This is a genomic window from Williamsia herbipolensis, assembly GCF_000964005.1.
Classification (GTDB): domain Bacteria; phylum Actinomycetota; class Actinomycetes; order Mycobacteriales; family Mycobacteriaceae; genus Williamsia_A; species Williamsia_A herbipolensis.
This window is the reverse complement of record NZ_JXYP01000023.1, coordinates 118,102-140,457: the sequence shown is the minus strand read 5'-3', so window position 1 is coordinate 140,457 and position 22,356 is coordinate 118,102. Positions and strand designations below refer to the sequence as shown.

The window sequence follows — 22,356 nt, the reverse complement described above, 5'->3', positions numbered from 1 at the left end:
CTCCGAAGCCGAACGGCGCGCCGCTCTGAGCGGATGGATCCACGAATACAATCACCACCGACCCCACACCGCCTGCAGCAACAAGCCACCCATCACCCGTTTGACCAACCTGTCGGGTCAGTACATCTAGTCCCCACCGGACGCAGGGCGTGTCCCGCGGTTGCCGAGCCGCGGATCAGCGCAGGGCGACCGTGACCCCGCCGGAGAAGATCGAATCGTGCAACTCGATCTCGGCCGGGTCGACGCCGACGGGCAGGTCGTAGGCGATCGTGAGCTGCAGGGCGTTGCCCGGGTTGATCTGCTCGTAGAACACCGCGGCGTCATCGACGGAGATCGTGGCCGTCGTGTTGGGGGAGAACTGCGTCCCCTGCGTCGAGAGCACCTTCTGTGACGAGACGTCGAGGCTCTGCGCCCGGTTGCCGATGTTGCGGACGGTCAGGTCGACCAACACGAAACGGCCCTGCGCGCGCTCGGCCATGAAGTCGGGACCGATCGTCGTCCCGCCGTCGCGGACCCCGCGCACGATGAATTCGAACTTGCCGTCACGCGCGGGGGCACCGATCCCGGGCCGAGGGGCCGCGGCCGACGGCCGTTCTGCCGCGGTCGATCCCCCGGGTGCGGACCCCGTAGCGGTAGCCGTGGTCGTGCTCCCGGCGGTGTCCGAGGAGTCCGACGACCCGCCCCCGCCCGACGCGACCGAGATCACGACGACAGCCAGCACGAGCACGCCGAGGCCGGTGAGTACCTTGTGCCGCGCGAACACGTTCTTCTTCGGTGCCGGCGGCGGGTAGGGCGATCCGTAGGGGGAGGTCCGCGAGGAATCGAACTGGGGCTGATCGGGCGGGTTCTGGCTCATGGGAGGGCCTTTCGGTTGTCGGTGTACCCGATCACTCCAGCCTGTCCATCCGGCCCGGCGCATCCTCCGACCGGTCGGTCACGCTCACCCCATCGGTCGGATCGATGGTCACCGGGAGGCCCGATCGCCCGATGGTGTCCTGTCGGTGGCCGCCCGTACCGTCGGCGCCATGATGCCCACGATCCCGGTCACGCCACCGCAGCTGCCGCCGTGGCTGCTGCCGGCGCCGGACGGGTCGCCCGGTCATCTGCGACGCCGTCTCACGACCGTCGCGCTGGTCACCGTCAGCCTGTTCGCGACCCTCATGACCGTGGGCCTCGCGGCCGGCGCCGGCACCCCCGACGGGTTGATCTTCTGCGGCCTGATCCTCAACGTCGTCGCGGCGGCGGCACTCGTGCGGCGGCACGAACACCCGATGCTCGTCCTCACGGTCGCCGTCGCCGGGCCGTTGTTCTTCCCCACCGACGCCACCGCGGCGCTCGTCGCCCTCTTCGCGGTCGTCACCCGGATCCGCGACCGGCGGGTCGTCGCCGCAACCGTTGTCGTGTGGGCGGCTTGCACGGTGTCGTTGATCTACGATGCGTTCCGCCGTCGTGACTACTCGGCGCTCACCGTCGGGGTGCGGGTCCCCGAGGGCGAGCCGGTGCCGGAGTGGAATCTCCCCGTGTGGGTGGCCCCGCTCGTCGCGGCGGCGTTGGTGGCCCTGGTGGTCGTGGTGTCGCTGCTGCGCCGGACCAGCAGTCAGTTGACCGTGGTCGCAACAGCTCTCGATGACCGCACGCGTGAATCGGAGGTGATGCGTGCCGAGATGGCGGTGGCCGCCGACCGCGCCCGCATCGCCCGCGACATGCACGACACGTTGGCCGCGACGCTCAGCCGGATCTCGCTGACCGCGGGGGGACTGCAGGTCAACAGCGCCGAGGGTCCGGAACGGGTCGCGAACACCGCGTCGCTGATCCAGAAGACCGCTCACGACGGCCTCGACGAGCTCAAACGGATCATCGGCGTGCTCCGCGGTGGCACCGTGGCCGACGTGGGTTCGGGCGCACAGGATCTCGACGGCGTCACCGACCTCGTGTCGGCGGCCCGATCGGCCGGGGCCCACGTGACCATGCTCGTCGACGTGCCCCCGGAACCGTTGGGCCCGCTGGCGGGACACGTCGCCTACCGGGTGGTGCGCGAAGCGCTCACCAACGCGTCACGGCACGCCTTCGGGTCACCTGTCCACCTGTCGGTCCACGGGACGCCCGACCGCGGGCTGCGTGTCGAGATCCGCACCCGCCGGACCGCGGCGGCCCCCACGCCGAGAGGGACGGGGACCGGACTGCAGGGGATCGACGAGATGGTCAGCGGTGCCGGTGGCACATTCGGCGCGCAGCACATCGGCGACGAGTTCGTCGTGCACGCCTGGGTGCCCTGGTACTCCTGAAGCCTCGCCTCGCAGGAGTGTGTCGGGGTCGATGCCTACGATCTCCTCATCATGACCACACCCATCGACGTCCTCGTCGTCGACGACGACCCCTTCGTCCGCCGCGGACTCTTCGACATCCTCACCGCGGCGGGGGACATCCGCGTCGTCGCCGAGGCCGACGACGGTGATCAGGTGCCGTCGAAGGTCGCGCTACACCGGCCGCGCGTCGTACTCATGGACCTCAAGATGCGCCGAGTCGGCGGTGTCGAGGCCATCACCGCGCTGATGTTGCAGCCCGATCCACCCCGGGTGGTGGCCATGACCGCTCTCGACGTCGACGACCTGGTCCTCGAGGCGATCCGTGCGGGCGCGCACAGCTTCATCCGCAAGGACGAGCCACCGCAGTCGTTCGGGATGGCCGTCCGGGCCGTCGCAGCGGGAACGACGCTGTTCAGCGAGCAGTCGCTCCGCGAGATCGTGGCGGCCACCGACGGCACGTCGGTCGCCCCGACGACGCCGGACGCGTGGGCGGATGCGGTGCGGGCGATCACGACGTTGTCGGCTCGCGAGTCGGAGATCCTCCGGGCGCTGGCCTCGGGCGCCACGAACGCCGTCATCGCCGGCGATCTCTATCTGAGCGAGACCACGGTGAAAACCCATGTCTCGCACATCTACACGAAGCTGCGCGTCACCACGAGGGTCGAGGCGGCGATGGAGGCCCTCCGCGGCGGACTCGTGGCGTGAGCCCCGGTCGGGACGTCGCGCCCCGGGCGAGGATCAACTACCCAGGCAGAAGACGTTGCATGGTCCGTTGTAGCGGATGGTGACGCGTGCGCCACCCGGTGTGATCGTGGGCGGGACGTCACTCGGGAACGCCGAGCCGCCACCGCCGCCGCCGGCGCGGAAACCGCCTGCGCCACCGAAGTAACCGCCGCCACCGCCGCCACCGGATGTCGACGCCGAGGCGCTGCCACCGACCCCGAGTCCACCGGGCGAGGCGTCACCGCTGGGGGTGCCGCCGCGGGCGGAACTGCCCGCGCCGCCACCGGCGATGAGCCCGGTGCTCTCTCCCGGTCGACCGCCGTCGCCACCGCGGGTCGTCGACGAACCACCGGCTCCGGCCGCCACGACCAGTCGCGAGTTCAGCCCCGCGGGGGACAGGGCGGGACCGCCGACCGTGCGGACGTCGCTGGCGCCACCGCCGCCGTTGGGGATGCCGCGGCCGCCGCCGTTGTATCCGCCGGCGCCGAAGCGACTGCCGGGCGCGTTGTGCTGCCCGTTGCCGCCGACGTAGATGTAGAGACGCTGGCCGCCGACCACGGGCGCATAGGCGCTGATCTGCAGCGCGCGGGTCTTGTAGTTGCCCGATGCCCGGGTGTCGGCGCCGCCGGCCCCGACCGCCGTCACCAGGACGGTGCGCAGCCCGCGCGGCACCACGAAGACCTGCTGGGCGCCGGTGTAGCTCCAGGTGCACAGCACGGTCGACTGGAACAGGGCCTGGGTGCAGTTGCGGGGCAGCGGGGCCGCCGACGCGCTGGGCGCGGTCACGATCGTGGCCGCCAGGGCCGCCATCCCGGCCGCGATCATCGACAACCGCCTACGACTGAACATCTACGTGTTTCTCCCTCGCGTGCCGGCAAAGCCTCTCGCGGTGACTCTACGATGTCGCACGAGCGCGCCCGGCATTTCCGCTCGTTTGCCCGCGCCGAACTATCCGCGACCTGCGTTCTCGCCCGGCCGGGCCCGCCGCCGACCCGTCTCACACGGCCTCCCGCACGGACGTGAGCACACTGTGATCGCCGGGTCACGCGCTGACAAGTCCCGGCAACACCGGCTTCCTACTGTTCCGACCAACAGCCGACACCCCGTCGGAATCCGTAGGGAGGACCCCCGTCGTGACCGCACCGGCCCGTCAACGTTCGCACCACATCACCGATTGGGATCCCGAGGACCGCGAGGCCTGGGACAACGGCAACGCGAAGATCGCCAACCGCAACCTCGTCTGGTCGGTGATCTGCGAGCACGTCGGCTTCTCGGTGTGGTCGCTGTTCTCGGTGCTGGCCCTGTTCATGGGACCGGCGTACGGCATCTCGCTCGACCAGAAGTTCGTCATCGCCGCCACGGCCACCTTCTTCGGCGCGTGCCTGCGCATCCCGTACACGCAGGCCACGGCCCGCTTCGGCGGTCGCAACTGGGCCATCTTCAGTGCCGTCGTGCTGTTGATACCCACCGGACTCACCATGATGCTGATGCTCAACCCGGGTGACTTCGGATTCGGCTGGTTCCTCACGGTCGCGGCGCTCACCGGTCTCGGTGGCGGCAACTTCGCGTCGTCGATGACCAACATCAACGCCTTCTTCCCGCAGCGGCTCAAGGGCTGGGCACTCGGACTCAACGCCGGTGGCGGCAACATCGGCGTCCCCGCCGTGCAGCTCGTCGGACTCGCCGTCATCTCCGTCGCCTCCGACCGCCCCGAGATCGTGTGTGCGATCTACCTCGTGTTGCTGGCCCTGGCCGGCGTCGGCGCGGCGATCTACATGGACAACCTCGACCACCAGACCTCCAGCGGCAAGGCGATGATCGACTGCCTCAAGTACCGCGACACCTGGCTGATCTCGCTCCTCTACATCGGCACCTTCGGTTCGTTCATCGGCTTCGGGTTCGCCTTCAGCCAGGTCCTCAACATCAGCTTCACGGCGTCGGGAGAGGCCAAGCCGGCACTCGCCGCTGCTCAGATCGCCTGGCTCGGTCCGCTTCTCGGCTCGCTGGCCCGTCCGATCGGCGGCAAGCTCGCCGACAAGGTCGGTGGCGGTCGCGTCACGATGTACTGTTTCGCGGCCATGGTGGCGGCCTCGTCGATCCTCGTGGTCGCCGGCATGTCGGCCGATGCGAACAACCACAAGATCGGCGGCGCACAGCTCACCGGGTTCATCGTCGGCTTCATCCTGCTGTTCCTGATCTCGGGTGTCGCCAACGGCTCGGTCTACAAGATCATCCCGGCCGTGTTCGAGGCGAAGGCCAAGGCCAACAAGGGACTCAACGCGCTGGGCAAGATCACCTGGTCGCGGTCGATGTCGGGCGCCCTCATCGGCATCGCCGGTGCGTTCGGCGGGCTCGGCGGCGTCGCCATCAACCTGGTGCTGCGCGAGAGCTACAAGCAGAACAAGTCCGCCACCACCGCGTTCTGGATCTTCCTCGCCTTCTACGTCGTGGCCGGCGTCGTCACATGGTGGTTCTACGCCCGCAACGAGAAGGCGACCAACGCCCTTGCCGCGGAATCCGATTCGGCGGACGAGACCGACGAGGCGCCCTCGGGTACGACGGTCGTCGCCTGACCCCGGGTGTTGCCGGGCCGTCGAACAGCAGTGCGTGAGGAGAACGCGAAGATGAGCAGCAAAACCGTCGTCGTCATCGGACACGGCATGGTCGGGCACCGATTCGTCCAGGGCCTGCGCGAGCGTGACGTCACCGACCAGTGGCACATCGTCGTCCTCGGCGAGGAACACGACGCCGCCTACGACCGGGTCGGGTTGTCGTCCTACGTCGGCGCCTGGGATCGATCGTCACTGGCGCTGGCCGGCAACGACTACGCCGGCGACACCCACGTCGACCTGCGACTCGGTGTGGGTGCCGCCTCGATCGACCGGGACGCGCACGTCGTCGCCGCCACCGACGGCGCCCGGGTCGCCTACGACGCGGTGGTGCTGGCCACCGGGTCGTACCCGTTCGTCCCGCCGGTCGACGGACACGACGGCGACCGCTGCTTCGTCTATCGGACCCTGTCGGACCTCGACGCCATCCGGACCACCGCCGACCGCGCGGGTGCCGGAGCCGTCGGCGTCGTCGTCGGCGGTGGGCTGCTGGGCCTCGAGGCCGCCAACGCCCTGAAGCTCATGGGACTCACCCCACATGTCGTCGAGTTCGCGCCGCGGCTGATGCCGCTGCAGGTCGACGACGGCGGTGGAGCCCTGCTCGCGAGCCTCGTCACCGACCTCGGTCTCACCGTGCACACCGGCGTCGCGACCACCTCGATCGCCGAACGCACCGACGCACCCGACGCCGAGGCGCTGCGTGTCACGCTCAGCGACGACTCGCACATCGACGCCGCTCTCGTCGTGTTCTCCGCCGGCGTCCGTCCGCGCGACGAGATCGCCCGCGAGATCGGACTCCCCGTCGCCGAGCGCGGCGGGGTGCTGGTCGACAGTGGTTGCCGCACCGAGGATCCGGAGATCTTCGCGATCGGCGAGGTCGCCGCAATCGAGGGGCGCTGCTACGGGCTCGTGGCGCCGGGATACAGCACCGCCGAGGTCGTCGTCGATCAACTGCTCGGGGGATCGACGACCTTCGGCGGTGCCGACATGTCCACCAAGTTGAAGTTGCTCGGCGTCGACGTGGCCAGTTTCGGTGACGCGATGGCCGCCACCGAGGGGGCACTCGAGGTGGTGTTCAGTGATCCTGTCGCCGGCACCTACGCCAAGGTCGTGGTCTCCGACGACGCCCGCACCCTTCTCGGCGGCATCCTCGTCGGTGACGCCGACGCCTACGCGATGCTCAAACCGATGGTGGGTTCGGCGATCCCGGGCGACCCGTCCGATCTCATCGCCCCCTCGGGTGGACCCGCGATCGGTCTCGGCGCGTTGCCCGACGCCGCCGAGATTTGTTCGTGCAACGCGGTGTCGAAGGGCGCGATCTGCTCGGCGATCGCCGACGGTGCCTGCGACGTCCCCGCCGTGAAGGCGCAGACCTGCGCGGGCACCACCTGCGGCGGGTGTCTGCCGAGCATCAAGAAGCTCCTCGCCGAATCCGGTGTGGTGCTGAGCAAGTCGCTGTGCGAGCACTTCGTCCAGTCCCGCTCGGAACTGTTCGAGATCGTCTCCGCGACCGGTATCCGCACGTTCTCCGGGCTCATCGCGCAGTACGGCACCGGGACCGGATGCGACATCTGCAAACCCACCGTGGCGTCGATCCTCGCGTCGACCTCCAGCGACCACATCCTCGACGGCGAGCAGGCCGCCCTGCAGGACACCAACGACCACTTCCTGGCCAACCTGCAGCGCAACGGCTCGTACTCGGTGGTGCCGCGCATGCCCGGCGGCGAGGTGACCGCCGACCAGTTGATCGTGATCGGGCAGGTGGCCAAGGACTTCGGGCTCTACACCAAGATCACCGGGGGCCAGCGCATCGACATGTTCGGTGCACGTGTGGAGCAGCTGCCCGAGATCTGGCGTCGCCTCGTCGAGGCCGGGATGGAGTCGGGACAGGCCTACGGCAAGAGCCTGCGCACGGTGAAGAGCTGTGTCGGCAGCACGTGGTGCCGGTACGGGGTCCAGGACTCGGTGGGCATGGCCGTCGATCTCGAGAAGCGCTACCGCGGGCTCCGATCGCCGCACAAGATCAAGTTCGGGGTGTCGGGTTGTGCCCGCGAGTGCGCGGAGGCCCGCGGCAAGGATGTCGGAGTGATCGCCACCGAGTCGGGCTGGAACCTCTACGTCGCCGGCAACGGGGGACAGAGTCCGGTGCACGCGCAGTTGCTGGCGTCCGGGCTCGACGACGCCACGTTGGTCGCCTACATCGACCGCTACCTCATGTTCTACATCCGCACCGCCGACCGACTGCAGCGCACCGCACCGTGGCTCGAGTCGCTCGACGGCGGTCTCGACCACCTCCGTGAGGTGGTGGTCGAGGACAGCCTCGGCATCTGCGAGCAGCTCGAGGCCGCGATGGAGGCACACGTCAGCGGCTACCGCGACGAGTGGTCGGCAGTGCTCTCCGACTCCGAGAAACTCAAGCGGTTCGTGTCGTTCGTCAACGCGCCCGCCGAGGCCGATCCGACCATCGATTTCGACTCCTCGACCGGTCGCAAGGTGCCGGTGCTGCTCGGTTCGCCGACCCTGCCGGCGCGGAGCTGAGTGGTGATCAGCACCCTCGCATCCCCGTGAGCTGCGGGTTTACCGGCGACCGACACCGCCGAAACACGACATTCACATGACCTGACCACACTGGTAACCGGCCATCCGACAGTCGAGCAGGAGCGTCCCCATGACCGTCATCGACCATCAGAGCCCCGACACCGCCACCCACACCTGGACTCGTGCGTGCGCGCTGACCGACCTCGTCCCCGGCCGAGGCGTGGCGGTGCTGCTGCCCGATGCCACGCAGGTGGCCCTGTTCCGCATGCACGACGACGAGCTGTACGCCGTGGGCAACATCGACCCGTACGGACGCGCCGCGGTCATGAGCCGGGGTCTCGTCGGTGATCGTGCCGGTGAGCCCACCATCGCCAGCCCGCTGCTCAAGCAGGTGTTCTCACTGCGCACAGGTCTGTGCCTGGACGACGAGGGTGTCGGGCTCGGCACCCACGCGGTCCGCGTGGTCGACGGCGTCGTCGACGTGTGTTCGTGTTGACCTCCGGCCCCGACGTGACCGCAGACCCCGACCCGTCGACACCGGGCCCCTCGACTCCGGCCGCGTCGGCGACTACCGTCGCCGAGCGTCCACTGGCCGGGTTCACCATCGGGATCACCGCGGCGCGTCGTGCCGACGAGTTCGAGGCTCTGCTCGTACGTCGGGGCGCCGAGGTGATGCACGCGCCGGCGATCCGCATCATCCCGCTCGCCGACGACGCCGAACTGCAACGCGTCACCGCCGAGATCGTCGCCGACCCGCCCGACGTCGTGATCGCGACCACCGGTATCGGCTTCCGCGGATGGATGGAGGCCGCCGACGGCTGGGGCATCGCCGAGGACCTCGTCGAGTCGCTGACGAGATCCACCGTGCTGGCGCGCGGCCCGAAGGCCAAGGGGTCGATCCGCGCCGCCGGGTTACGTGAGGAGTGGTCGCCGCCGAACGAGTCGTCGAGCGAGGTGCTCGATCACCTGCTCGCCGGCGACGTGGAGGGCAAGCGGATCGGCGTGCAGCTGCACGGCGCCACCACCGAATGGGAGCCGCTGCCCGACCTCTGCGAGGTGTTGCGCGAGGCCGGCGCCGTCGTGGTGCCGATCCCCGTCTACCGCTGGACCCCGCCCGCCGACACCGGGCCCATGGACCAGATGATCGCCGCCGCCATCGGCTGCGGCATCGACGCCATCACCTTCACCAGCGCGCCTGCGGTCGCCTCGATGCTGGGACGTGCCCACGACACCGGGCTCCTCGAACCGCTGCTGCACGCCCTGCGCACGTCCGTGGTGCCGATGTGCGTGGGTGCGGTCACCGCGGGACCGCTGCACGCCCTGCAGGTCCCGACGGTGCAGCCCAACCGCTTCCGTCTCGGCGCCCTCGCCCGTCTGATCGCCGACGAGCTCCCGCGCCGCGCGACGGTGCTACGCGTCGCGGGCCACGACGTCACCATCCTGAGCCGCAGCGTCGTCGTCGACGGCGAGGTCCGCACCCTGACCGCCGCCGGACTCGCACTGCTGAAGGGGTTGTCGCGCACGCCCGGTCGGGTGGTGTCACGGCAGGCGCTGCTGGCCGAACTGCCCGGTGGGGGTGACGACACCCATGCCGTCGAGACCGCGATGGCCCGACTGCGCACCGCGCTCGGTGACCCGAAGATGGTGCAGACGGTGGTCAAGCGCGGCTATCGGCTGTCGGTCGATCTCGAGGACGAGGACGTCCGGTGACCGATCCCGTTCTCCCACAACATCTGCCGGCCGGTGTGACGCCGATCGTCGTCGCCCACGGCACGCGGTCGCCGGTGGGTGTGGCCACCGTGGCGGCCATCGCCGACCTGGTGGCGCAGCGCATCGGCCCCACCCGCGTCGCGTTCGTCGACGTCCTCGGACCGAGCCCCACCGACGTCCTGCGTGATCTCGACGGGCCCGCGGTCGTGGTCCCGGCGTTCCTCGCGTCGGGGTACCACGTGCGCGTCGACCTCCCCGAACACATTCGTGACGTGGGACGGGAGAACGTCGCCGTCGCACCGGCTCTGGGTCCCGATCCCGTGATCGCCGGCGTGCTGCTCGCCCGGTTGCGCGAAGCGGGGTGGCGACCCCGCGACGCCGTCGTGCTCGCGGCCGCGGGATCGTCGGACCCCGACGCCTGTGCCGACGTGCGACGCGCGGCAGACATGCTCGCCGACCTCACCGGTGGTCGCGTCGACGTCGGGTACGTCACGACCGCGTCGCCCTCGGTGCCCGAGGCGGTCGCCGCCGCACGGGGTCGCGGTGCGCGGCGGGTGGTCATCGCGTCGTATCTGTTGGCGCCCGGCCTGTTCCACACCCGGCTCGCCGGCTACGGCGCCGACGGGGTGGCCGAACCCCTCGGCGCCGATCCCGCGATCGCCGACCTGGTGGTGGCCCGCCTCGTCGCGGCGGCCCTCCCCGCAGCCGTGCACTGAACCCCGCGTCGACTGGGCAGGTGACGACGCCGACTGGAGCACGTGCACGATCGACGGATCGGGTCAGGATGCGGTGCGGGCGACGATGTCGCGGACGAGTCGTGCGGTGAGTTCCGGGCGCGACAGCGGGACCATGTGGTCGCAGTCCTCATGGGTCACGGTGAGGTCGTCGCCCAGCGCGACGTGCATCGCGTCGAGGAATTCGGGCCGGACATACGGCGGTTGCACGCGGTCGGCGATCACCAGATGAGTGGGAACGGCGACCGCCGGCACCACGAACGGCCGCGCCAGTTCGCTCCACGTCGCCGCCACCGCCGAGGGATGCACCCGCCAGGTGACACGGCCCTGGCCGTCGGTGGTGAGGTGCTCGGCGATCTCCGTGGTCAACAGGGCGTCGGGGACCTCCCACCAGGCCTCGGCGCGCTTGCGGTCCCACGCGTCCTGGGCGTCGCGCAGGTACCAGCTGTCGAGACTCGCCGCGGCGACCTCCGACATGCGTTCGCCGTCGAGACCGATCGCGGGATCGAGGAGCACGAGTCCCCGCACCCGTTCGGGTGCGGTCCGGGCGAGGTGGACCGCGAGTGCTCCGCCGAAGGAGTGTCCGACGACGACGACCGGTCCGCCGGTCTCGTCGTCGAGTACCTCGATCAGCGCGCCCACCTGTCGTTCGATGGTCCACGGCGCCGCCCACGACGCGTGCCCGTGCCCCAGGAGGCCGGGCGCCACGATCCGCAGTTCGGGGAGATGTCCGGTCGCCAGGTCGCGCCACCGCCGACCGTGTCCGGTGATGCCGTGCACGGCCAGAACGGTGTCCCCGTCGGCCGGACCGAAGATCGTGACCGCCATCTCGCTCATACCCGCGATCTTGCCCGAGATGTTCAGTCCCTGTTCGCCCGCGCCCCGTTCGCCGCGCCCCGTCTGCGCGCGCCCGTTCTCACGGTCGGGTCGCGCCGGGCGCTGTCGGGGTCGGATGATCTGATCGACCCGACACACGCATGGGTGGCGACGAACCAGGGGAGGCGAGCGGCATGGCCGAGCAGGCGACGCGGGCTCGACAGCGGACCGAGGTCCGTGCGTCGCTCGTCGCCGCACCGCCGACGCCGACGGTCGTCCACGAATGGGAACCCGCCGCAGCCGCACTGGTGGCCGGACCCCGCTCCGAGCATCACGCCGGTACCGACCGCGGCGACGCCTGGCAGCCGGTACGGGTCACCGGTGGCCCGGGCACGGGGAAGTCGTCGTTGCTGGTCGACATCGCCGTCGCCCGTCTCACCGACCCCGGCGTCGATCCCGAGTCGGTTCTCGTCATCGCCTCGGACCGCCGCGCCGCGGCGCGTCTGCGCGAGGAGATCAGCGGGCGGGTGCTGCGCGCATCCGACACCGACGGCAGCGGGCTGCGGCGATCCACGCGGGAACCGTTGGTGCGCACCGTGCACTCGTACGCGTTCGCCGTCCTGCGGTTGCAGGCCTCAGCACAGGGCAACCCGCCGCCGCGCCTGATCACCGGGTCCGAACAGGACGCCGTGCTCCGCGAACTGCTGGCCGGCGACATCGCCGACGGCGCCCGGAACTGGCCCGCGCGACTGCGCCCGGCCCTGGGCACCGACGGCTTCGCGCAGGCGCTACGCGACCTCATGATGCGCGCGGCCGAACGCGGGGTCGGGCCCGAACAGCTCATCGCACTCGGACGGGAACACGGTCGCGACGAGTGGGTGTCGGCCGGCATCGCGTACCGGCAGTACGAGCAGACGACGCTGCTGCGCGGTGCGGTCGGCGTCGAGGCACCCCAGGCGTCGGCACCCGCGGTCGACGCCGCCGAACTCATCGGATCGGCACTCACCGCACTCTCGACCGACGACGTGCTCCTCGAACGCGAACGGGCCCGGATCCGCCACCTCCTGGTCGACGACGCCCAACACCTCGACCCGCACGCCGCGGCGCTCGTCCGGCTCGTCGGCACCGGCACGGTCGAGACCGTCGTCGCGGGTGACGGTGACCAGTCCGTCTTCGGGTTCCGCGGCGCCAGTCCACGTTTCCTCGACGAATTGGTGCCCGTCGGCGACGACCGCCGCGACATCGTGCTGCGGGTCAACCACCGCAGTGTCGACGAGATCGCCACGGCCGCAGCCGACATCGCCGCACGACTGCCGCGCACACGGTCGCCGCGGCCGACGGTCGGGGCCGGCGACAGCGCCGGCGCGGTGAGCGTCACCGCGTACTCGTCGGCGGCGAAGGAGGCGACCGCGATCGCCGACACCCTGCGCCGAGCCCACCTCTTCGACGGTGTCGCGTGGTCGGACATGGCCGTCATCGTCCGATCGGTCCCGCGGGCGATCGCACCGTTGCGCCGCGCCCTGCGGTCGGCGGGTGTGCCCGTCGCGACGCCGGCGAACGAGATCCCGCTGCACAGGCAGCGAGCGGTCGCGGCGCTGCTGACGGTGATGCGCGGTGTCGACGACATCCTCACCGCCGACGATGCGTTGATGCTGTTGTCGGGGCCCGTCGGCGGGGCCGACCCGACCGCGCTGCGTCGGCTCCGCCGCGGTCTGCGACGGGTGGACGCCGCGATCACCGACGCGACCGGCGTCACCGAGGGGGCATCGGATGATCCGGCGGCACAACGCGATTCGCTCGACATCGTCGTCGACCTCGTGTCGCGGCCCCTGTCCGAGACCGCCGCGCACACCGATGCGCTGACCACCACCGAGCGCGCGCCGCTCACGCGCGTGCTCGAGGCGCTGGCGGCGGCGCGCACCGAACGTGCACGCGGCGGTGGCGTCGAGGACGTGTTGTGGGCGGCGTGGCAGTCGACCGGCGCCGCCCGACGCTGGGCGGCGACGGCCCTGCGGGGCGGCCCCGCCGCCGATCAGGCCGACCGTGACCTCGACGCGGTCGTCGCGCTGTTCGACGTCGCGGCGAGCTTCACCGACAACTTGCCGGCCGCGACCGTCGGTGCCTTCGTCGATCACGTCGCGAAGCTGCAGATCCCCGGCGAGCAGTCGCGTCGTGCGGTGGTCGCCGAGGCCGTCACCATCGTCTCGGCGCACGCCGCGGCGGGCCGGGAGTGGGACGTCGTCGCGGTGGCCGGGGTCCTCGACGGACTGTGGCCCAGTCTGCGCAGCCGTGGCAGCATCCTCGCCACCCCGCAGCTCGTCGACCTGCTCGACGGTGTCGCGACCGAGGCGATCGACACCGTCTCCCGGACGGCGTCGGCCCTCGCCGAGGAGCGCCGCCTCTTCCTCGTGGCGTGTTCCCGGGCCCGTCGGCGACTGATGGTGTCGGCGGTCGACGACGGGAGCGGCGACTCCTCCCCGTCCCGCTTCGTCATCGAGATGGCCGCCGGTGCAGACGGTCTCGACCCCGACACCGCTGTGTCCGCCGACGGACTGCTCGAGGTCGCACCCGCGGTCCGGCGCGTCCTGTCGCTGCCGTCGTTGGTGGCCACCCTGCGCGCCCAGGTGTGCGCACCCGAGACGCCCGGCGCCGAGAACACCGACCAGAAGGCGCACGCCGCAGATCTCCTCGCCCGGCTGGCCGACGCCGGTGTCCCCGGAGCTCATCCGGTCGAGTGGTTCGGGTTGCCCGAGGCGAGCAGCGACATCGGGCTGTGGGACCCCGAGCGAGGACCGGTGACCCTGTCGCCGTCGTCGATCGAGGCGCTGCAACGGTGTTCGCTGCGCTGGATGCTCGAACGCAACGGAGGCCGCGACGGCGATTCGGCGCCGGCGGTGGCCGGGACGCTGGTGCACACCCTCGTCCAGGCGCTCGCCGGGCAGATCGATCCGACGCACGTCACCGAGGCCCTGCACCGCGTGTGGGACCAGGTCGACGTGGGCGCGCACTGGTTCTCGGCACACGAACTCGATCGCGTCGAAGGCATGTTGACCCACTTCGCCGACTGGCTCGCCCGCTCACGCGACGAGCTCGAGGAGGTCGCGGTCGAGGTCGATGTCGACGCGGTCGTCCCCGCCGACGACACCGGCGACGAACCCGCGGTACGACTGCGGGGCCGTATCGACCGGCTCGAACGCGACGGGCAGGGACGACCGGTGGTCGTCGACGTCAAGACGGGCAAGACCATCGTCAGCCGCGACGACGCGCAGGTCCATCCGCAGCTCGCCGCGTATCAGCTCGCCCTGCATCTCGGGGGCGCCCCGGAGATCGGACCGGCCGATCCCGGCGGCGGTCGACTGGTCTACGTCAACAGCGCGTCGACGAAAACCGGTGCCACCGAACGGGTCCAGCCGCCGCTCACCGGCGACCAGATCCAGGAGTGGATCGGACTCGTCCGGTCGGCGGCGCGGGCGAGCGTCGGGCCGCGTTTCGTCGCGACGGTCAACAGCGGTTGCGTGCGGTGCCCGCTCACCGCGTCGTGCCCGGCGTCGATCGCGGGCAAGGCCGTGACCGATGACTGACGCGACGGTGTCACCGATCTCCCCACGCATCTCGGCCCGGTCGCTCTCGGCGGCACTGGGGTTGCCCGCTCCGACCGACGAGCAGGTGGCGGTCATCGAGGCTCCGATGGAACCGCTGCTGGTGGTGGCCGGCGCGGGGGCGGGCAAGACCGAGACCATGGCCGCGCGGGTGGTGTGGCTGGTGGCCAACCGCATGGTGAGCCCCGACGAGATCATCGGGCTCACCTTCACCCGCAAGGCGGCCGCCGAACTCGCGGCGCGGATCCGTCGCCGTCTCGCGATGCTCGCCGCGTCGTCGGCGATGATCGGGTGGGACCCCGACGGTTCCATGCGCACGCTGCTGCGCAGCGCCGACCCCGAGGTCAGCACCTATCACGCCTACGCCGGTCGCCTCATCGCCGACTACGGACTGCTGCTGCCGGTCGAGCCGGCCGCGACGCTGCTGTCGGAGACCGAACTGTGGCAGCTCGCGTTCGGGGTCGTGACCGGCTGGTCCGACGACCTCGAGACCCCCAAGACGCCGCTGGGGGTCACCGAATCGGTGCTCAAGCTCTACTCCGATGCCGCCGAGCATCTCGTCGATCCGGGCGACATCGACGGCTTCGGCATGGATCTCCACCAACTCATCGACACGCTGCCGCCGGGTCCGCGCCAACGCGCCGATCCGTCGAAGGAGCTGCGCGCGATCCAGGAGGTGATCCTGGAACGACACCGCTTCGTCCCGCTCGTCGAACGCCTGGCGGCGACCATGCGTGAACAGAACGTCCTCGACTTCGGCAGTCAGATGTCGTTGGCCGCCAGATTGGTTCGCGATCATCCCGAGGTCGCGCGCGCCGAACGCAGGGCCGTGCGCGCGGTGCTGCTCGACGAGTACCAGGACACCGGACACTCCCAGCGCGTGCTGCTCTCCACCCTCTTCGGACGGCCGTTGCAGGCCCCGCCCGACACGACCTCGCCCGACCAGGACCCGACGGCCACGCATGCGTCGTCGATCGCGGTCACCGCGGTCGGCGACCCGATCCAGTCGATCTACGGGTGGCGCGGTGCGTCGGCGGCGAATCTGCCGCGTTTCGCCGACGACTTCCCGGATTCGTCGGGGGCGCCTGCACAGCAGATGGAGCTGCTGACGAGTTGGCGTAACCCACGAACGGCACTCGAGCTCGCCAATCGGATCTCCGAAGACCTGCGCGCGGTCGGTATCCCGGTCAGCGTGCTGCGGCCCCGCGACGACGCCCCCGACGGTGCGGTCGACGTGGCGGTGCACCCGACCGTGGTCGACGAGCGCACGTGGTTGGCCGACGAGATCTCTGCCGAGTACACCCGCGCCGAGGAGGCCGGTGTGTCCCCGCCGACGACGGCGATCCTGGTGCGCCGCAACGAGGACTCGGCCCCTCTGGCCGCGGAGTTGGAGAGCCGTGGCATCCCGGTGGAGGTCGTCGGCATCGGCGGGTTGCTGTTCGTGCCCGAGATCTCCGACGTCGTCGCGATGTTGCGGCTGATGGCCGACCCCATGGCGGGCACGGCGGCGATGCGATTGCTGACCGGGGCGCGATGGCGGTTGGGGGCCGCCGACCTCGCGGCGCTGTGGCGTCGTGCCCGACACCTCGCCGCGGTCGAGTTCGCCGCGGTCACCGGCGTGGTCGCCGATCTCGCCGCGCTCGACGACGCGTTGGATTCGGCCTTGCCGACCGACGCGGTCGATCAGGCCGGCCTCGGCGACGCCATCGCCGATCCGGGTGACAAGTCCCAGTACAGCGCGGAGGGCCACCGCAGGATCGTCGAGTTCGCCGCCATGCTCGACGGGCTGCGGCGGCGTATCGGGCAGTCGCTTCCCGATGTCGTGGCCGATGTCGAGGCGACGCTCGGTGTCGGGATCGAGACCCAGATCCGGGCGCGTCGGATGCGCGGGACCATCACCGGGCGTGAGCATCTCGATGCCTTCGCCGAGCACGTGTCGGCCTACGCCGAACGGTCGTCCGCGACGCTGCCCGGCCTACTCGCGTTCCTCGAATCCGCCGCGGCCATCGAGAAGGGACTCGAACCCGGCGCGGTCGAGATCGCCGAGGACCGGGTGCAGATCCTCACCGTGCACGCGGCGAAAGGCCTCGAGTGGGAGGTGATCGCCGTGCCGCACCTGTGCACCGACATCTTCCCGGGCGGGCGGTCGGACGGCACGTGGATCGGCAGTGCGCGAGAGCTGCCGGCGGCGCTGCGCGGCGACCTCGCCGATGCCTCCGGCGTGGGGTTCCCCCGCTTCGACACCTCCGCGGTCACCGATCGCAAGGAACTCGAGACGGTCATCGCCGACCACAAACAGGCCCTGCGCGACCGCAAACTCGAAGAGGATCGTCGGCTGCTGTACGTCGCGCTGACCAGAACCCAACGGCGGCTGCTCATCTCGGGTCACCACTGGACGGCCAAGCACGACAAACCGAAGGGCCCCTCGGTGTTCCTCACCGAGATCGGAGAGATCGTCACCGAACTCGCCGCCGGACCTGGCGCGATGGCCGGGATGCATCTCGTCGAGTGGGCACCCGACCCCGCCGACGGTGCGGAGAACCCGCTCTCGGCACATGCGATGACCGCGTCGTGGCCGCCCGATCCGCTCGGTGACCGGCGTGCGCAGGTGCGCAGGGGAGCCGACCTCGTCCTCGAGGCGTTGCACGATCGCGGTCAGCCGACGCTGTTCGACGGCGGCCTCGAACCGGTCGGGTCGGCCCGGGGTGACGAGCCGGCCGATTGTGATCGGTCCACATCGGGATCCGACGCCGACGAGTTCGACGCCGACGTGTTGCGCCGCGAGGTCGATGCGCTGCTGGCCGAGCGCGCGGCGGCGAACTCGATCGATCTCGAGGTGGTGCTCCCGCATCACCTCTCGGTGAGCGATCTCGTCGAACTCGACCGTGACGAGGCGGCGTTCGCCCGCAGGCTGCGGCGACCGATGCCCTTCAAACCCAACCGTCTGGCCCGTCGCGGCACCGCGTTCCACGCGTGGGTGGAGCGCCGCTACGGAGCTACACGTCTGCTCGACATGGACGAGCTGCCCGGCGCCGCCGACGAGACCTCCGACACCGACGCCGATCTCGCGACCCTGCGCGACGCGTTCCTCGCCTCGGGTTGGGCGGCGCGCAACCCCGTCGAGGTCGAGGTCCCGTTCGAGACGGTCATCGGCGACACCGTGATCCGCGGACGGATCGACGCCGTGTTCGCCGAACCCGACGGCGGCGCCGTGGTCGTCGACTGGAAGACCGGTGCGCAACCCGATGCGGCACAGGCGACATCGGTGCAGATCCAGCTCGCCGCCTACCGCATCGCGTGGGCCGAGCTGAGCGGCATTCCGATCGAACGGGTGCGAGCGGCGTTCCACTACGTCCGCTCGGGTGTCACCGTCGAACCCGACGACCTCCCCGACCGCCGGCGGCTCGCGCAGATGATCGACGGTGGTGACCGGCGACGGGACGTCATGCGGTGAAGGCGCCGGCCGCCACCGCGGCGAGGACGACAGCGACGGCGCGGTCGGCATCAGCGCCGTCCGGCGGCGTCGGTGTCGTCAGGAATCGGTAGTAGAGCGGCGCCGACACGGCGCGGATGACCTCGTGGGCGTCGGTGCCGGCCGGGGCCTCGCCGCGCAGGATCGCGTCGTCGACGCACGGTGCCCACTCGGTGACCCGGACCGCGTAGAAGCCGGCGAGCGCCTCGGCGGTGGTCGGGTCCGTGGCGGCGGCGGCGAACATGGCCCGGAACAGTCGGCCCTGTCGGGCATCCCCCAGGGTGTCGACGACCAGTGCGGCGTTGGCGGTGAGGTCACCTCGCAGTGATCCGGTGTCGGCGCGCGGACGGGAGGACGCTGCCATCTCCACCAGGAGATCCGACACCAGCGCAGACGCCGATCCCCACCGCCGGTAGAGGGTCGTCTTGCCGACGCCGGCGCGCTCGGCCACGACGGGGAGCTCGAGGGCGTCGAAGCCGCGGTCGGCCACCATGTCGCCGACCGTGCGGAGGACGGACTCGCGCACCTGCGCGGTGCGCCCGCCGGGCCGAACGGTTCCTGGGTCGGTCACACCCCGATCTTAACGGGTTCACAGTTCCCTTAGTCGTGTTATCGTCGAGCGAGATAATGGAACTACAGACCCGTTAAGGAGAGATCATGGAGTACCGACGTGTGGGCGATTCGGGTTTGGTGGTCTCCGAACTGGCGTTCGGGACAGCCACGTTCGGGGGAGTGGGCGAGTTCTTCGGCGCATGGGGTGCCACCGACGTCACCGAGGCCCGACGCCTCATCGACATCTGTCGCGACGCCGGGGTCACCCTCCTCGACACCGCCGACGTGTATTCGCAGGGCCGATCCGAAGAGGTGCTGGGTGCGGCGATCCGCGGTCGGCGCGACGACTTCGTGCTGTCCACGAAGGCGGCGCTGCCGATGTCGGATCGTCCGGACGACGTCGGAGTGTCGAGATCGCGACTGCTCCGCGTCGTCGACGACGCACTCCGGCGCCTCGGGACCGATCACATCGACCTGTTCTCGCTCCACGGGTTCGACGCCTCCACGCCGGTCGACGAGGTCCTCGCGACGTTGGACTCGCTCGTCGCCGCGGGCAAGATCCGCTACACCGGGGTGTCCAACTTCTCGGGGTGGCAGGTGATGCAGTCGCTGGCCCACGCAGATCGCGACCGCCGGCCGCGACACATCGCCCACCAGGTCTACTACTCGCTGGTGGGTCGGGACTACGAATGGGAACTGATGCCGCTGGGTGCGGCCGAGGGCGTCGGCGCCATCGTGTGGAGTCCGCTGGGCTGGGGGCGCCTCACGGGAAAAATCACAGCGGGACAACCGATCCCGCCCGGGAGTCGACTGCACACCACCGCCGACGCCGGACCTCCCGTCGACGACGACCTGCTGCACGAGGTCATCGACACCCTCACCGACATCGCGGCCGAGACGGGCCGAACCGTCCCGCAGATCGCCCTGAACTGGCTGCTGCGGCGCCCGACGGTCTCGAGCGTCATCGTCGGTGCCCGCACCGAGGCGCAACTCCTGGACAATCTGGGCGCGGTCGGATGGGAACTCGACGCCGAACAGATCCGTCGGCTCGACCACGTCAGTGCCGTCGAGGCGCCGTATCCGTACTTTCCGTACCGACGGCAGGAGGGCTTCGCGCGGCTGTCGCCGCCGATGGTGTGAGAGCGGTTGTCCGCGAACCGACTCAGGGGGTCGCGCGGTAGATCTTCAGCGCGCGGGTGATCATCGGCACCTGTAGGGGCAGGCGGGCGATCGCGCCGTAGCGCAGCAAGGGCTTCTTCCACATGACACGCACCGAGTTGATGTTGGCCGGGAACACCGCGACGTAGAGGGCCACCGCGGCGAGCGCTGCCCGCTTGCGGGTGCGGGGGACCAGCAGCCCGACCCCGATCGCGGCCTCGGCGACACCCGAGGCGTAGGTCAGTGTGCGCGGGTTGCCGGGGATCTCCTGCGGGACGATCGAATCGAAGGGACCCGGGACCACGAAGTGCAGGGTCCCCATGCCGATCAGCGCGCTGCCCATCACGGTGGCGTCGCGGCGTACCGCGTCGCGGCGGTGGGGGAGTCTGTCGAGGAGTGTCGCCATGGCGACCACTGTCGCACAACGCCCGGCCGCGGTGGCCGATGACGCGTCCGCAGACCATGTGGACACGAGCGGTCACGGTCCGCCCCGCCGCGATATATGGTCGCCGTGATGCCTGGTCCACTACGTCGCCGTCTGCGGTCCGACGACCTCACCGGTAAACCCGATCACGCTCTCGTCGGCGTGGTGCGCATCCCCGAGATGCAGCAGAGCCCGGTCCGGGCGATCAGTCGACGAGTCCTGTTCGCCCTCGGTGCCCTGTTCGCGGCGGTCTTCATCGTCTACCTCGACCGCGACGGCTACCGCGACGTCCAGGACAACGAGCTGTCGTTTCTCGACTGCCTCTACTACGCGACGGTGTCGTTGTCGACGACGGGCTACGGCGATATCACGCCGTTCGCCCCCGAGGCACGACTGATCAACGTGCTCGTCATCACCCCCCTGCGGGTGATGTTCCTGATCGTGTTGGTCGGCACGACCCTCGAGGTGCTCACCGAACGTTCGCGGCAGGCCCTGAAGATCCAGCGTTGGAGGAGCAAGGTGCGCAACCACACCGTCGTCGTCGGCTACGGCACGAAGGGCAAGACCGCGGTGAACGCGATGATCGGTGACGGCACCAAGCCGTCGGAGATCGTCGTCGTCGACTCGAATCAGACCGTCCTCGACTCCGCGGCGTCCAACGGACTCGTCACCGTGCGTGGCGACGCCACCCGCTCGGATGTGTTGCGGCTGGCCGGAGCCCAGCACGCCTCGGCCATCGTCATCGCCACCAACCGTGACGACACCGCCGTGCTGGCCACGCTCACCGCGCGCGAACTGGCGCCGCGCGCGAAGATCGTCGCCTCGATCCGGGAGGCCGAGAACACCCACCTCATCCGCCAGTCCGGTGCGAACTCGGTCGTGGTGTCGTCGGAGACCGCCGGCCGTCTTCTCGGTCTGGCCACCTCGACCCCCGCTGTCGTCGAGGTCATCGAGGATCTGCTGACCCCCGACGCGGGCTACGCCATCGCCGAACGCGACGTCGAGCACGATGAGCTCGGGGCCTCGCCGCAGCACCTCGTCGACATCGTCCTCGGTGTGGTGCGCTCGGGGCGGCTGCATCGCGTCGACGACAGCGAGGTCGACGCCATAGAGTCCGGCGACCGCCTGCTCTACGTCCGTAAAGGTCCTGCCTGACAGGCGGAGTCGATGACGTCGCGCGCGACCATTCGGTGATCCACCCCCGGCGCGACGACACCCATCGCGCCGGTCGAGTGCACCATCGCCACTCCGTGGACGCCGCTCCACAGCATGGCCGCGCGACGCTCGGTGTCGTCGAAGCCCAACTCGTCGAGTTGCCGGCGTAGCCACGTGAACAGCGGTCGTGATGAGGTCCGGAGATCCTCGCCGCCGCCGACGAGCAGATCGTGTCGGAACATCAGGGCGAACATGGCAGGCCGACGGGCGGCGAAGTCGACGTAGGCGTAGGCCGCGGCATCGAGCGTCGCGCGGCCGTCGAGGTCTCGCCCCGACGTCTCGATCGCCGACGCGAGATCGGACAGCCCTGCGGCCGCGATCGCCGACAGCAGCGCGCGATGGGTCGGGAACCATCGCCGGGGCGCGCCGTGTGAGACCCCGGCGCGTCGAGCGATCTCGCGCAGGCCGATGTCGACCGACCCGCTCTCCTCCAGCAGTTCCACGCCCACCCGCACCAGGCGGTCCCGTGTCGACTTCACGTAGACAGTGTCCACCACCTT

Annotated in this window: 18 protein-coding genes; 12 read left to right on the top strand and 6 right to left on the bottom strand. The window is 70.5% G+C overall.

From position 1 onward, the window contains the following. The coding region (locus tag TU34_RS23035) for an integrase core domain-containing protein (RefSeq protein ID WP_045823574.1) at positions 1–130 on the top strand (130 nt) is incomplete at its 5' end. Positions 131–175: 45 nt separating this feature from the next. Here the strand turns inward: TU34_RS23035 and TU34_RS14405 are convergent. Beyond that, on the bottom strand, positions 176–856 hold the full coding sequence (locus TU34_RS14405; RefSeq protein WP_045823573.1) for a DUF4352 domain-containing protein: 681 nt from the start codon (positions 854–856) through the stop codon (positions 176–178). 145 nt (positions 857–1,001) lie between these two features. On the opposite strand from TU34_RS14405, the gene TU34_RS14400 reads away from it, so the two are divergent. Then, positions 1,002–2,285: a sensor histidine kinase gene (locus TU34_RS14400; RefSeq protein WP_238981318.1), complete on the top strand. Its 1,284-nt coding sequence runs from the start codon at positions 1,002–1,004 to the stop codon at positions 2,283–2,285. A 51-nt stretch (positions 2,286–2,336) separates the two neighbouring features. Further along, positions 2,337–3,011, top strand: coding sequence for a response regulator (locus tag TU34_RS14395; RefSeq protein WP_045823572.1), 675 nt, complete (start codon positions 2,337–2,339; stop codon positions 3,009–3,011). Positions 3,012–3,044: 33 nt separating this feature from the next. On the opposite strand, the gene TU34_RS14390 is transcribed toward TU34_RS14395, so the two are convergent. After that, a complete protein-coding gene (locus TU34_RS14390) occupies positions 3,045–3,878 on the bottom strand; it encodes a glycine-rich protein (protein ID WP_082080294.1) in 834 nt (277 codons plus the stop codon). A gap of 284 nt (positions 3,879–4,162) precedes the next feature. Here TU34_RS14390 and TU34_RS14385 point away from each other — a divergent pair, with 284 nt between their 5' ends. From TU34_RS14385 to TU34_RS14365, 5 genes are all read left to right on the top strand, one after another. Next, positions 4,163–5,602 carry a nitrate/nitrite transporter gene (locus tag TU34_RS14385; RefSeq protein ID WP_045823571.1) on the top strand — a complete coding sequence of 480 codons (1,440 nt, stop codon included), beginning with the start codon at positions 4,163–4,165 and terminating at the stop codon, positions 5,600–5,602. 51 nt (positions 5,603–5,653) lie between these two features. Next, entirely contained in the window at positions 5,654–8,176 is a 2,523-nt protein-coding gene (gene nirB, locus TU34_RS14380; protein ID WP_045823605.1) for a nitrite reductase large subunit NirB, read from the top strand. Between the two features lie 130 nt (positions 8,177–8,306). Beyond that, entirely contained in the window at positions 8,307–8,672 is a 366-nt protein-coding gene (gene nirD / locus TU34_RS14375; RefSeq protein ID WP_045823570.1) for a nitrite reductase small subunit NirD, read from the top strand. Continuing rightward, complete coding sequence (locus tag TU34_RS14370) at positions 8,666–9,886, top strand: uroporphyrinogen-III synthase (RefSeq protein WP_275041755.1); 1,221 nt, start codon at positions 8,666–8,668, stop codon at positions 9,884–9,886. The genes nirD and TU34_RS14370 overlap by 7 nt, the downstream gene beginning before the upstream one ends. Next, positions 9,883–10,602 carry a sirohydrochlorin chelatase gene (locus TU34_RS14365; protein WP_045823569.1) on the top strand — a complete coding sequence of 240 codons (720 nt, stop codon included), beginning with the start codon at positions 9,883–9,885 and terminating at the stop codon, positions 10,600–10,602. The genes TU34_RS14370 and TU34_RS14365 overlap by 4 nt, the downstream gene beginning before the upstream one ends. Before the next feature lie 63 nt (positions 10,603–10,665). On the opposite strand, the gene TU34_RS14360 is transcribed toward TU34_RS14365, so the two are convergent. After that, positions 10,666–11,457, bottom strand: a complete 792-nt coding sequence (locus tag TU34_RS14360; protein ID WP_045823603.1) for an alpha/beta fold hydrolase — start codon at positions 11,455–11,457, stop codon at positions 10,666–10,668. Between the two features lie 173 nt (positions 11,458–11,630). Here TU34_RS14360 and TU34_RS14355 point away from each other — a divergent pair, with 173 nt between their 5' ends. Together TU34_RS14355 and TU34_RS14350 are read left to right on the top strand one after the other, a co-directional pair. Further along, entirely contained in the window at positions 11,631–15,017 is a 3,387-nt protein-coding gene (locus tag TU34_RS14355) for an ATP-dependent helicase (RefSeq protein ID WP_045823602.1), read from the top strand. Beyond that, positions 15,010–18,489 (top strand): ATP-dependent helicase, encoded by a 3,480-nt coding sequence (locus TU34_RS14350; RefSeq protein WP_045823568.1) that lies wholly within the window; start codon positions 15,010–15,012, stop codon positions 18,487–18,489. The genes TU34_RS14355 and TU34_RS14350 overlap by 8 nt, the downstream gene beginning before the upstream one ends. Here TU34_RS14350 and TU34_RS14345 read toward each other — a convergent pair. Continuing rightward, positions 18,479–19,000, bottom strand: a complete 522-nt coding sequence (locus tag TU34_RS14345; protein ID WP_082080301.1) for a TetR/AcrR family transcriptional regulator — start codon at positions 18,998–19,000, stop codon at positions 18,479–18,481. The two genes, TU34_RS14350 and TU34_RS14345, sit on opposite strands and share 11 nt — an antisense overlap. Positions 19,001–19,164: 164 nt before the next feature. Between TU34_RS14345 and TU34_RS14340 the strand changes: the two genes are divergently transcribed. Then, positions 19,165–20,199: an aldo/keto reductase gene (locus TU34_RS14340; protein WP_045823566.1), complete on the top strand. Its 1,035-nt coding sequence runs from the start codon at positions 19,165–19,167 to the stop codon at positions 20,197–20,199. 22 nt (positions 20,200–20,221) lie between these two features. On the opposite strand, the gene TU34_RS14335 is transcribed toward TU34_RS14340, so the two are convergent. After that, positions 20,222–20,623, bottom strand: a complete 402-nt coding sequence (locus TU34_RS14335) for a DoxX family protein (RefSeq protein WP_045823601.1) — start codon at positions 20,621–20,623, stop codon at positions 20,222–20,224. Positions 20,624–20,731: 108 nt separating this feature from the next. Here TU34_RS14335 and TU34_RS14330 point away from each other — a divergent pair, with 108 nt between their 5' ends. Then, positions 20,732–21,796 (top strand): potassium channel family protein, encoded by a 1,065-nt coding sequence (locus tag TU34_RS14330; RefSeq protein WP_150116533.1) that lies wholly within the window; start codon positions 20,732–20,734, stop codon positions 21,794–21,796. Here TU34_RS14330 and TU34_RS14325 read toward each other — a convergent pair. Beyond that, positions 21,772–22,335 (bottom strand): TetR/AcrR family transcriptional regulator, encoded by a 564-nt coding sequence (locus TU34_RS14325; protein WP_238981317.1) that lies wholly within the window; start codon positions 22,333–22,335, stop codon positions 21,772–21,774. The genes TU34_RS14330 and TU34_RS14325 overlap by 25 nt on opposite strands. Positions 22,336–22,356 lie beyond the last annotated feature (21 nt).

Coding starts and splice junctions, on each gene's coding strand:
- TU34_RS14405 (WP_045823573.1), bottom strand. CDS start 856: ATGAGCCAGAACCCGCCCGATCAGCCCCAGTTCGATTCCTCGCGGACC.
- TU34_RS14395 (WP_045823572.1), top strand. CDS start 2,337: ATGACCACACCCATCGACGTCCTCGTCGTCGACGACGACCCCTTCGTC.
- TU34_RS14390 (WP_082080294.1), bottom strand. CDS start 3,878: ATGTTCAGTCGTAGGCGGTTGTCGATGATCGCGGCCGGGATGGCGGCC.
- nirB (WP_045823605.1), top strand. CDS start 5,654: ATGAGCAGCAAAACCGTCGTCGTCATCGGACACGGCATGGTCGGGCAC.
- nirD (WP_045823570.1), top strand. CDS start 8,307: ATGACCGTCATCGACCATCAGAGCCCCGACACCGCCACCCACACCTGG.
- TU34_RS14360 (WP_045823603.1), bottom strand. CDS start 11,457: ATGAGCGAGATGGCGGTCACGATCTTCGGTCCGGCCGACGGGGACACC.
- TU34_RS14355 (WP_045823602.1), top strand. CDS start 11,631: ATGGCCGAGCAGGCGACGCGGGCTCGACAGCGGACCGAGGTCCGTGCG.
- TU34_RS14350 (WP_045823568.1), top strand. CDS start 15,010: ATGACTGACGCGACGGTGTCACCGATCTCCCCACGCATCTCGGCCCGG.
- TU34_RS14345 (WP_082080301.1), bottom strand. CDS start 19,000: ATGGTGGCCGACCGCGGCTTCGACGCCCTCGAGCTCCCCGTCGTGGCC.
- TU34_RS14340 (WP_045823566.1), top strand. CDS start 19,165: ATGGAGTACCGACGTGTGGGCGATTCGGGTTTGGTGGTCTCCGAACTG.
- TU34_RS14335 (WP_045823601.1), bottom strand. CDS start 20,623: ATGGCGACACTCCTCGACAGACTCCCCCACCGCCGCGACGCGGTACGC.
- TU34_RS14330 (WP_150116533.1), top strand. CDS start 20,732: ATGCCTGGTCCACTACGTCGCCGTCTGCGGTCCGACGACCTCACCGGT.